The sequence below is a fragment of the Flavisolibacter nicotianae genome, assembly GCF_003628535.1.
In the GTDB taxonomy this organism is placed as follows: Bacteria; Bacteroidota; Bacteroidia; order Chitinophagales; family Chitinophagaceae; genus Flavisolibacter; species Flavisolibacter nicotianae.
In genome coordinates this window covers 103,676-115,163 of record NZ_RBCI01000006.1, presented here as the reverse complement: position 1 = coordinate 115,163, position 11,488 = coordinate 103,676, and the positions used below count along the sequence as shown (strand labels likewise).

Below are 11,488 nucleotides of genomic sequence, written 5' to 3'. Positions count from 1 at the left end.
TTATTAGCTGTGCCGCAAAGTATGCTGAGACATGGAATCCAATACGCTTCCGCTAACTGTGCGTCGAGCCGTTGAACTGATCGGGCTGTATTTCTTAGGCACCATTATTTTCATCGGCCGCGACGTGATCACACCACTGGTAATGGCATTTTTCCTCTCCATTATCCTGCTGCCCGTGTACCGCAAGCTGCGCAAACACCGTGTGCCGGAAGGCCTGGCAATTGGCCTGTCCCTGCTCCTGCTTATCGTTATTGTGGCGCTGGTGATCTGGTTTTTCTCCTCGCAAATCAGCAACCTGGCGGCCGACTTCCCACAGATCAAGGAAAACGTAAAAATCCACCTGAACAACCTGAGCACCTGGGTAGGCAACCGTTTTGGCATCACGGCCGAAAGGCAAACGGAAATGATCAACAATTACAATGACAAGCTCCTGAATTATGCGGGAAGTCTGCTCGGCGGTGCGGCATCCTCGCTGACGGGCATTTTTATTTTTTTGGGCCTCCTGCCGATCTATATTTTCCTGATGCTCTACTACAAAAACCTGCTTCTTCGATTCGTTTTTCTGTGGTTTCCCCGCCAAAGCCATCACAAAGTGGAAGACGTGATGCGGGAATCGGAGATCATCATTAAAAGCTACCTGGTTGGCCTGCTGATCCAAATAACCTACATCACGATTTTGCTGGGCGGCATTCTGCTCGTCATCGGCATCAAGCATGCCATCCTGATCGGGGCCATTTTCGCCCTGTTGAATTTAATTCCTTACGTGGGTGCACTCATAGGCAACATCATCGGCGTGTTGCTAACGGTTTCGTCCACCCAGGAACTATGGCCCATTTTCGCGGTGCTGGGCACGATTGCGTTTGTGCAGTTTTTAGACAACAATATTTTGATGCCCCGTATCGTGGGCTCCAAAGTCAAGATCAATGCGCTGGCGACCATTGTTGGCGTAATCGTGGCCGGTGCGCTGGCCGGTGTGGCGGGCATGTTTCTTTCGCTGCCGGTGATCGCTGTTTTGAAGATCGTCTTCGACAGGACCGAACGGTTGAAGCAATGGGGCGTGCTCCTGGGCGATGAAAAACCCAAACACAGTCCCATGCAATGGCCGGTGTTCCGCTCCAAAAGCCGGAACGTACAGAAAAAACTGGAGCGGGAAAATGATGTGGATCTGCCAAAGGAATAAGACCGTTTAACAATGAAAGTTTGGTGGCGAGAAGGCATTTGATATTTGATATTTGACAGTCACATCTACACGCCTCCTACCCATCCGCTCACATTGGCGTCCTGCCAACGTGTAAAGTGGTTAGCCGCCTGCAAGTCGTTGGCGGGGACGCCAACGACAGCACTAAGACTGCCATCTGTAAAACGCTAACTCTCTCAGCTATCCATACTATCCAATGAAAAGTGGCATAAATAGAGTGGATAAAAAAAGAAGATTGCGTTCCGGCCGCAATCCACCCTTCGTCTTCTTTCGGTTACTTGACTTTTGTAAACTTTTGCCCGCCTTGCAGGTCAACAAACATGTATTTCACGGCGCCATCTTCTTCGATAAATTCAATCGTCGTTTCCGGTCCTTTTAAGAAAAATTTCTTTTCACTTTCGGGGGTCAGTTCGATTTCGCTTTGGTCTCCCTGTGCAAGTGCATAAATCCTGTTGTCAGTAACCGTAACCGTAATACCGAAACCATTGGGCAGTTTGTATTCGCCGGCATACCGTTTCAATACGTCCGCAGGAAGCACAACGGCCTGTTTCTTCACCGGCAGGGCATACTGATTGCCAAAGACCACAGCCGAAAGGTCTTTGGTGAGTTGCCTGCCATCGAGGTCCTGGTAATTGGAAAGAAAAACGATGGTTACATCTTCCTGCGGAAACCGCATAAAATTCGCAATGAAGCCGGGAATGGAACCGGTGTGGCCCACTTGCACATGTCCATTGTCTTTGCTCGTCATCCAGCCCAGGCCGTAATTATTCAGGACGGGCTTCATGACCTTCGCCAGGGTCGCTTCCGGCAACACCGTTTTTTTCGCCACAGCCTGCGACCACCTGTATAAATCTTCAACGGTGCTGTACAAAGCACCCGCGCCGGACGCAAGGGCAACATTGCCGGCGTTGGCTTCCTGCCAGGCGGCCGTCTCCGGGTTGGTTACATAACCCAGCGCTTTCTGTTCCGATTTGCGGTCGGTTTTGTCGAGCCCCGAATGGGTCATGCCGGCCTTGTCCAATACCCTTTCTTTTACCAGTTGGGGATAAGGAATCCCGGTCACTTTTTGAGCGATATAACTTAGCAGGATGTAATTAAAATTGTTGTATTCGAATTGCGCACCCGGCTGAAAGGCCGGCGTTTCGGTTTTGAAACGGGCCACGGATTGCACCAGTGTCTGGGGTTCCGGCGACTCGGTATGCCCCTTGATCCCCGAGGTGTGACTGAGCAGGTGGATCAATTGAATTTTTTTGCCGTTGGCAAAACCAGGAACATATTTTGAAACGGGATCTGCCAGGGACAGCTTCGACTCTGCTGCCAACTGAAGAATCACCGTAGACGTAAACATTTTGGTCAATGACCCAACCCTGAACTCCGTTTGCACGGTATTCAATCGCTGGGCGTTTCGATCCGCATAGCCATAGGCTTTTTCAAAAACAATCTTGCCTTCTTTTGCAATCAGTACGGCTCCGCTGAATTTCTGCTGGTCGGCGTAGGCCGTTAACAAAGCATCGGCTTTATCGGCAATGGCCTGGGCTTTGACGAAGAGGGGCAACACAAAAAGTGCCAGTAAAAACGGTCTCATGGAAAAGTTTCTTTTTGGGACACCGTTTTATTTTGCCAGGTTACAGGCAGCGCATTTTTTCGGATCAACCCGCCCTTTTTTTAGATGAACGGTAAATAGCGAGGACTTTCTTTACGCCGGATGACCACGCCAAATCCTGCCAGGCTTTGCACTGCTTATGTTTCCTGCAGGATCAGCGAATCCAGGTCGCGGAGGCCGATGTTTTTCTTTGACACGAAACCTTCACCATATTTAACGCCGATGCGTTTGCCCAGTGAACGGGCTCTTGCCGTCAGCGCTTCCATAAATTCAGGAGACGAAATATAGGTTTGCGGATCGTTGCTGCCGTCCGGCAAAAACTGTGTACGAAAGGCTTTTACCGTTTCCATGCGCTGCTCCCATACATCCGACACATCGATGATGATATCCGGCTCGTAAAAGCGGTCCTGGATATAGTGCAGCAGCATTTTGGGGCGCCATTTCTCCTGCTCTTCGCCGTTATCGCCAACCGTTTTAATCTGCCGGAGGCCGGAGAAAAAGCAGGCGTCGTAGATCAGCCAGCCTGCACGGCCGTGATCCGGATGACGGTCTTCTAGGATATTGCCGATCACGATTTCCGGCTGGTATTGACGAATGACTTTGATGAGTTGCATCTGGTGTGCTTCATCGTTGCGGAAAAAGCCGTCCCGCATTTTTAAATTTTCCCGCACGGCAACGCCCATGATTTTGGCCGAGTCTGCGGCTTCCTGGTAGCGGGTTTCGATGGTTCCGCGGGTACCCAGTTCGCCCTGGGTCAAATCAATGATACCAACCTTTTTGCCCCGCTTGATTTCGTTGATCAATGTCCCGGAGCAACCTAATTCCACATCATCGGGATGAGAGCCGATGGCGAGTATATCGAGTTTCATGAATGCAAGATACGACCACGTCAAACGTCAAACGTCAAATGTGAAACAAGAGGCAAGCTTGCAAAAGCTGGCTCTTTTGTTTTTACATCACACGTTTGACGTTTTATCTATTTATGTATAGCAGTACAAAGACGACGACTACTGCACAACGACGACCGTACCCTTTTGTTGCAAGGGTTGATTGTGGCGGAACGAATAGTCTATTTGGTAAACATAAGCTCCCGCCAATATCTTCCCTTTGTACCGGCCATTCCACCCCAGCGAGACGTCGTTGCTTTGAAACACCAGTTGGCCCCAACGATTGAAGATGCGCAAATGAAAGTCCTGTAAACCGATATTGGCACACCCGGGTTTTACCCTGAACACGTCATTTAGCCCGTCATTGTTGGGGGTGAATGCCGTGGGGACGAACAACAGGCATTCATCGCAGCCCTGAACGATAACGTTTATACTGTCTCTTTTAACGCAACCATAGTTGTCTGTCAATTCCACCCAATATGTGCCGGTTTTGTTTACTGCAATTGTATCGTTTTGGCTGCCGTTCTGCCACAGATAGGTGACGGCACTGCCCCAATGTGCATCCAGACTAGTTGTGGCAGGCGCACAAAGCGTGGTGTCCTTTCCCAGGTTGAACCTGCTTAAATCGGAAAACACTACAGTAAAAGGCAGGGTATTGAGGCAAGTGTTGTAAGGAAGGCTGATATTGGCAACATAAGTCCCGGCGGCATCCGCATTGTCTGGCACAGCATAGTTCTGCGAGGTTGCTCCGGGAAGTGCAACGCCGTCTTTGTACCACTGGTAAGTAGCCGCACCGTATGCAGGTGCTTTTAAGCGGTAGTTGCCCGTACAGGCATTGCCGGATACAGCTGTGATGGTGCGAAATGAAAAATCAGCCACTGGTGCCAGCACGGCCTTGTCCAGGTATTGCATCGCATAAAAATCCCGATCATTGCTGCGGTTAGCGCAATCCGGGCCAATGCCGATGCAGGCTATGTTCTCTTGTGGCGTGAACTGAATCACACCGGTAACCCATTCGTTTTCACCCCGGAGAGTGACACTGCCCAATTCAACCCATCCTTCTTCATGCTTCAAGCAACCGGCAGTTACTGTGGCTTCTTTCAGGGGATAATCAGGACAATCTTTACGGCCGAAAAGCGCAACCCCATACGTCGGCAGTGATTCCGATAAAGGTCCCCTGGGACAGCGGCCGATTCCTTTTGTGCCAAATCCCAGGTAAAAAGTGAGCAGGTAAGTTTGCCCGGCATATAACGGCTGCGAAAGACACTGGGTGAGATAATTTTTTACAATGTTTTTTTCGTTACTGACCAGAATACCGTTTTCGGTGACAGCGATGAATCCCTTGCCATCCGGCAAAGGAAGCGGCACACGGGGGAAAAAATACGCACAGGCCTGATCAGTAAAAAAAGGGCGGGTATCGAACATACTGCCGACTTTATCGGATCTGCAGTCGGCATTGATATAATGAACCTCCCAGGTGTTGCCGCGGAAAGAGCGCCACCCATTCACCGAAACACCACCATACAAGCGTGGACCATCAATAAACCCGCCTTCCAAATAGGGCTGTTCTTCCGAACAGCCGGAGTATTGTTCGAAAGAGCCGTTTATCAGCAACGAAGACGGAAAGGAGTCATTGCAGACAGGCAGTTGGGCTTCCGCCTGATAGGTTGTGTATACACTAAGGAGAAAAAAAAGGAAGACCGCTTTGGCAATGGACGGAGTGCCATTGTTCCGATGGAAAACAAAGCAATTTCCTGTACAATTTTTAGCGCATATAAAATCTTTCACTGTTGCAAGCTTTCGTTGAACCGATCAATGTTGAAGAAAAAGACCTGTCCCTGTTCGTTAAAAATAAAAAAACAAGAATAAAAACAGAATCGCCAGGTTACTACGAATAGCTGGATCATGAGCGATCGCAACTTTCGGCAAACAAAAAAACCTCCTGCAAATGCAAGAGGTCCGTTCTTGTCGTACGGGTAAAACCCAAATGGCTACTCGGTACTCACTTCTTCCGATTCGCTATTTATGCACTTCCGATGTAAAATGAAATTCGATATCGGGATTATTGGATCGCTCGGTATTCAGGAACCATTCGCTTTGCGCCAGGTACACCAGGTGACCGTCTTTGTCCTCCGCAATATTGGAGCCTTTAAAGCGAATGAACTCTTCCAGCTTATTGGGGTCTTTGCTGGTGATCCAGCAAGCCTTGTAAAACGGAAGGGAGTTGAAAACCACCGAAGCGCCGTATTCATGCAGCAGGCGGTACTGGATGACTTCGAACTGGAGTTCTCCCACGCAACCAATGATCTTTTTATTCCCGCCGTATTGGGTAAACAACTGCGCCACGCCTTCGTCGGTCAACTGGATCAGGCCTTTTTCGAGTTGTTTGGTTTTCATCGGGTCCTTGTTCACCACTTCCTTGAAAATCTCGGGAGAAAATGTAGGGATGCCCGTAAAATAAAACTCCTCCCCTTCTGTCAGCGTATCGCCAATCTTAAAGTTGCCGGTGTCGAACAAACCCACCACGTCGCCGGGGTAGGCATCGTCCACAATGCTTTTTTCCCTTGCCAAAAACGAATACGGGTTACTGAAACGTACATCCTTGTCAAGGCGCACGTGGTGAAAATATTTGTTGCGTTCGAACCTGCCGGAGCAGACACGCAAAAAGGCGATCCGGTCGCGGTGCTTGGGATCGAGGTTGGCATGGATCTTAAAAATAAAACCGCTGAACTTGTCTTCGTCCACGTCCACTTTGCGGATATTGGTCTCCCGGTCCTGTGGCGGCGGCGCAATGCGGATAAACGTATCGAGCAGTTCCTTCACGCCAAAATTGTTGATGGCGCTACCAAAGAAAAGCGGTGCGACGTCGCCGGCCAGGTAGGTATCCACATCCAGTTCGCCGTACACCCCGTGAATCAATTCCACGTCTTCCCGCAGGATGGCGGCATCGCGTTCACCCACTTTGGCATCGAGGGTAGCCGACGAGAGGTCTTCCAGCAGAACCGTGTCTTCATCGCCGGCTTTTGTGTTGGCCGTAAACAGCCGGAGGCTTTTGTTGTGCAGATCGTAAACACCTTTAAAATCCTTTCCCTGGTTAATGGGCCAGGTCATGGGATGAAGCGAAATGGAAAGCTCTTTTTCAATTTCCTCCAGCAGGTCGAAACGGTTCTTGCCATCCCGGTCCATCTTGTTGATGAAAACGATAACAGGCGTTTTGCGCATGCTGATCACCTGCATCAGGCGGCGGGTTTGCTCTTCTACCCCGTTCACACTGTCAACGACGAGGATAACGCTGTCGACGGCTGTCAGGGTGCGGTACGTATCTTCCGCAAAGTCCTTGTGACCCGGCGTATCCAGAAGGTTGATCAGGCTGCCGTCGTATTCAAAGCTCATGACCGAGGTGGCGACGGAGATACCCCGCTGTCGCTCAATTTCCATAAAGTCGGAGGTAGCCGCCTTTTTGATCTTGTTGCTTTTCACCGCACCGGCTACCTGGATGGCACCACCGAAAAGCAGGAGCTTCTCGGTAAGGGTGGTTTTACCGGCATCCGGGTGCGAGATGATGGCGAACGTTCGGCGCTTTTGTATTTCGTTTTGATACTTCATTGACTAGTGTGCTATTGCGATAAATCGATAATGAGATAATTGGTCGTTTCTTATGCAACGATCCTCCCGTATACAGGCAAATAAACCAGCATGCAAACCGGATCATATCCAATCAATCCCCTATTTTCCAGGCATGCCGGTTCAGATTTTTTTGCGGCGCGAAGGTACGTCTCCCAACGTTAAGGAAGAACTGAAATTGCCGCCCCACACGGATGGCCACAGGATCACCACGCTTCCCCATTTTTTGTTAAGGAAAAGAAAAGACAAAGGAAGATCGATTTTAACTGTGGAAAATCCACCACTCCGTTCGTCATCAAATAGTTCCATTTGACAGGCCTGACAGGTTTTTGGCCCCTGAAACAGGTAAAATTGGAAAAATTGGTACCATTTTTTGAGATGATAGTACAGGTAAACGATCAGTTTTATGTCACAAGAAATAAGGAACATACAAGGGGGCGAAAGAGACATAAACAGCACGTTGCATACAAAGCAGGAGCGGAAAAATTACGAAGGATTTGAGGGCATGAATTACGAGCAGTTCCGCCAACCCTATAACCCGAAACACAGGAACAGGAATCATTCATTCGACGAACGAAACGACTTTAAAAGACCGGATGAAGGCTAATCGCTGATCACAACGTATCTAAGTCTCTTGCTGCGCAAGAGACTTTTTTATTTAATTGCTTTGGTGTGCCGGCTCAGCTTTTCGAGCAGTGCTTCCGTTTGAAAGGGTTTGGCAATAAAATCGTCGGCGCCGTAGCTCTGGATCTGCAGACCGGCACTGGGATGCCCGGAAAAAATGATCACAGGAATATGCTTTGTTTGCGGATTGGCCTTTAGTTCCCGGCACAGGTCGCGGCCGTCGGAACCGGACAGCAAAACGTCGAGCAGGATAAGCGTCGGTACCGCCTGCGACAATTTTTGAAGCGCTTCTTCCCGCCGTGAAGCCGTCTCCACTTCATATCCTTCTTTTTGCAGCAACTTGCTCATGACGATGCGCACATCGGGATCGTCGTCGATCAAAAAAATTTTTGCCATAAAGCGAGCTCACATTTCGTTACAACCAACACTGACGTACAGGTGATCGCCGAAATTAAAGAAATAATCTTACCAAAATGGCGGTTTTGCAGAACGGACAGTCGTGTTCCTTTCCCCTACATTTGTTGCATGCGCCGGTTACTGGAAATTGCAGGAAGCAGCTTTAAACTTGCCCTACTGGAGTTGTGGAAGAACAAGCTGCGCACATTCCTGTCGCTGTTTGGAATCACGATCGGCATTTTCTGCATCATTGGCGTGCTGGCCACGGTAGGCAGCCTGGAAAAGAACCTCCAGACAGAGATCAAATCTCTTGGCACCAATACCATTTACGTGGACAAATGGCAGTACAGTGCCGGGCCGGACTATCCGTACTGGAAATATGTAAAACGGCCGGCGCCGGCTTACGAGGAACTGGCCGAAATCATGGAGCGAACGCCTTCCGCCAAACATGCCGCTTTCAAGATCAGTATCCGAAACGACGTGGAAGCAGCCGGCAATATTGCCGCAGCCGTCAATATCTATGGCATCAGCGAAGCGTTTACCAGTATCCAGCCCATCGAGATCCAGTATGGGCGTTTTTTGAGCGAAGAAGAATTTTACCGGGGCGCCCCGGTTGCCGTCATCGGCCATGCACTGGCCGAAACACTCTTTGGCGACGCTTCACTCGCCCTGCACCACACCATTTCCGTTCGGGGTGCAAGGCAAAGGATTGTTGGCATTAGCAAGAAACAGGGAACGCAACTCATTGGCGGCTGGGGCTTCGACAAAGCTGTGATCTTTCCCTACAAATATGCCCGCAGCCTGATGAACGAACGCAAGGCCGACCCGCTCATTATGGTCCAGGCAAAGGACGGCATCAGCAGCAAGGTGCTGCAGGAAGACCTGAAAGGAAGCATGCGGGCTGTGCGAAAACTGCGCCCGACCGAAGAAGATAATTTCTCCCTGAACGACGTCGCCGACTTCAGCGATGTAATGAGCAGGGCCTTTGTCAATGTCAACCTGGGCGGCTGGATCATCGGTGCCCTTTCGTTTATCGTGGGCATTTTTGGGTTGGCCAATATCATGTTTGTAACGGTAAAAGAGCGGACCGCCCAGATTGGGCTGAAGAAAGCCCTGGGCGCCAGGCGACGCCTGATCCTTGCCGAGTTTCTGCTTGAGTCCGCCTTTCTCTGCATTCTTGGCGGGTTGATCGGCCTCCTGCTGGTCTTTGTCCTTACCAAAATTGCCACGGCTGCCCTGGACTTCCCGATCTTCCTTTCTCCCGGCATCGTTGGCATCGCCATTGGCATTTGCATTGCGGCCGGCATTGCTGCGGGAATTATCCCGGCCTCCCGGGCTGCACAACTGAATCCCGTGGAAGCGATTCGGAGTTAGCCCTTAGCTTTGCGCAAAAAATTCCCTTGCCAGTCATTCTAGCCATAGAGTCCTCCTGCGATGAAACCTCCGCTTCCGTTTGCCGGGATGGAAAAATCCTGTCCAATCACATTGCCAACCAAACCGTGCACGAACAATACGGCGGCGTGGTGCCGGAGCTGGCCAGCCGGGCACACATGCAGAACATCGTTCCCGTCGTCGACGTGGCGCTGCAAAGAGCAGGAACCTCGCTAACCGATGTCGACGCAATCGCCTTTACCCAGGCGCCGGGACTGATCGGTTCTTTGCTGGTCGGAAGCCAGTTTGCCAAATCACTGGCCCTAGCCCTGAACAAACCCCTGATCGCCGTGCACCACATGCAGGCCCACGTGCTGGCAAACCTGATCCCTGAAGACAGGCCTTCTTTTCCCTTTCTTTGCCTGACGGTCAGCGGTGGACACACACAAATTGTTCTGGCCAACAGCCCTTCCGAGCTGAAAGTCATCGGTGAAACGCTGGACGATGCTGCCGGTGAGGCCTTCGACAAATCCGCCAAACTACTGGGACTTCCCTATCCCGGTGGGCCGCTGATTGACAGGTACGCAAAAGAAGGCGATCCCAGGCGGTTCAGTTTTGCCGAACCGCAAATTCCCGAGCTCGATTTCAGCTTCAGTGGGTTGAAAACATCCATTCTCTATTTCCTGCAAAAAGAAACAAAGGCCAATCCCGATTTTATCCGGGAAAACCTCGCCGACCTCTGTGCATCGATCCAGGAGCGGATCATCACCATCCTGCTGAAAAAATACAAGCGGGCCGCTTTGCAAACGGGCATTACCGATTTGTGTATTGCCGGTGGCGTTTCGGCCAACAGCGGCTTGCGCAACGCATTTTTGGAAATGTGCCGGCACAATCACTGGAAGGGATTTGTGCCGCCGTTTGAATATTGCACCGACAACGCGGCCATGATCGCCATTACGGCCTATCACAAATTCCTCGATCACCAACTGACGCCGCTTTCCGTGAGTGCGTCGGCCAGAGCCGGGTGGGACTAAGATGGCAAACACCTATTTCCAGTTCAAGCAATTCACCGTTCACCACGGGCACTGCGCCATGAAGGTCACCACCGACGCCTGCCTTTTTGGTGCATGGGTTGCAGATTCAATCCGCAGCCGGCAACCGGCAAACAGCGATTGGCAAATGCTGGATATTGGTACCGGCACAGGGCTCCTCGCACTGATGGTAGCGCAGAAGGCCAGTGGTATCATCGATGCCATCGAGATCGACCCGTCGGCGGCACAACAGGCCTGTGAAAATGTGGCAGCGTCGCCCTGGAAAAAGGACATTGCCATCATTAACGGCGACGTACTGCAATGGCAGACGAATAAGAAATACGACTGTATTTTTTCGAACCCGCCGTTTTATGAAAATGAATTGAAGTCGGCAAAAGCTGCCAAGAACGCGGCGCATCACGACACGGGTTTAAAGCTGAACGATCTCCTCTCCTTTATTGCAAAACACCTCTCGCAGCACGGCTGTTTTTTCCTGCTTTTACCGGCAAAACGCGGGAAAGAAATAGAAGGCCTGTTGCAAAAAAACAAGCTTTATCCGTACCAAAAACAATGGGTACAACAAAGCCCGGCGCACCGGCCTTTTCGCCTGCTGATAGAGGGTGGAAAGAAAGAAACCGGAAAGGTGGAGGAAAAAAACATCACTATACGGGACGAAAACAACAATTACACACCCGGCTTTATCGTCCTGTTAAACGAGTACTATCTCTACCTGTAAAAAGTCGCAGCAATTTTT

At 50.6% G+C, this 11,488-nt stretch carries 10 protein-coding genes; 5 read left to right on the top strand and 5 right to left on the bottom strand.

The window, feature by feature from the left end; translation table 11 throughout:
• The first annotated feature begins 31 nt into the window (after positions 1–31).
• Positions 32–1,180: an AI-2E family transporter gene (locus tag D6024_RS16815; RefSeq protein ID WP_121355819.1), complete on the top strand. Its 1,149-nt coding sequence runs from the start codon at positions 32–34 to the stop codon at positions 1,178–1,180.
• A gap of 292 nt (positions 1,181–1,472) precedes the next feature.
• Here the strand turns inward: D6024_RS16815 and D6024_RS16810 are convergent, their stop codons facing one another.
• The 4 genes from D6024_RS16810 to D6024_RS16795 form a co-directional block, all read right to left on the bottom strand.
• A complete protein-coding gene (locus D6024_RS16810) occupies positions 1,473–2,783 on the bottom strand; it encodes a serine hydrolase (RefSeq protein ID WP_121355818.1) in 1,311 nt (436 codons plus the stop codon).
• 155 nt (positions 2,784–2,938) lie between these two features.
• Positions 2,939–3,670, bottom strand: a complete 732-nt coding sequence (gene bshB1 / locus D6024_RS16805) for a bacillithiol biosynthesis deacetylase BshB1 (protein WP_121356021.1) — start codon at positions 3,668–3,670, stop codon at positions 2,939–2,941.
• A gap of 138 nt (positions 3,671–3,808) precedes the next feature.
• A complete protein-coding gene (locus tag D6024_RS16800) occupies positions 3,809–5,476 on the bottom strand; it encodes a T9SS type B sorting domain-containing protein (RefSeq protein ID WP_121355817.1) in 1,668 nt (555 codons plus the stop codon).
• A 231-nt stretch (positions 5,477–5,707) separates the two neighbouring features.
• On the bottom strand, positions 5,708–7,294 hold the full coding sequence (locus D6024_RS16795) for a peptide chain release factor 3 (protein ID WP_121355816.1): 1,587 nt from the start codon (positions 7,292–7,294) through the stop codon (positions 5,708–5,710).
• A gap of 424 nt (positions 7,295–7,718) precedes the next feature.
• Here D6024_RS16795 and D6024_RS26785 point away from each other — a divergent pair, with 424 nt between their 5' ends.
• Positions 7,719–7,919: a hypothetical protein gene (locus D6024_RS26785; protein WP_162944825.1), complete on the top strand. Its 201-nt coding sequence runs from the start codon at positions 7,719–7,721 to the stop codon at positions 7,917–7,919.
• A gap of 47 nt (positions 7,920–7,966) precedes the next feature.
• On the opposite strand, the gene D6024_RS16785 is transcribed toward D6024_RS26785, so the two are convergent.
• Complete coding sequence (locus D6024_RS16785; RefSeq protein WP_121355814.1) at positions 7,967–8,332, bottom strand: response regulator; 366 nt, start codon at positions 8,330–8,332, stop codon at positions 7,967–7,969.
• Positions 8,333–8,461: 129 nt separating this feature from the next.
• On the opposite strand from D6024_RS16785, the gene D6024_RS16780 reads away from it, so the two are divergent.
• Genes D6024_RS16780 through D6024_RS16770 form a run of 3 tightly spaced genes read left to right on the top strand, consistent with a single transcriptional unit; the run spans position 8,462 to position 11,470 of the window.
• Entirely contained in the window at positions 8,462–9,706 is a 1,245-nt protein-coding gene (locus D6024_RS16780; protein ID WP_121355813.1) for an ABC transporter permease, read from the top strand.
• A gap of 26 nt (positions 9,707–9,732) precedes the next feature.
• A complete protein-coding gene (gene tsaD, locus D6024_RS16775) occupies positions 9,733–10,737 on the top strand; it encodes a tRNA (adenosine(37)-N6)-threonylcarbamoyltransferase complex transferase subunit TsaD (RefSeq protein WP_121355812.1) in 1,005 nt (334 codons plus the stop codon).
• Between the two features lies 1 nt (position 10,738).
• A complete protein-coding gene (locus D6024_RS16770) occupies positions 10,739–11,470 on the top strand; it encodes a tRNA1(Val) (adenine(37)-N6)-methyltransferase (protein ID WP_121355811.1) in 732 nt (243 codons plus the stop codon).
• Positions 11,471–11,488: the final 18 nt, after the last annotated feature.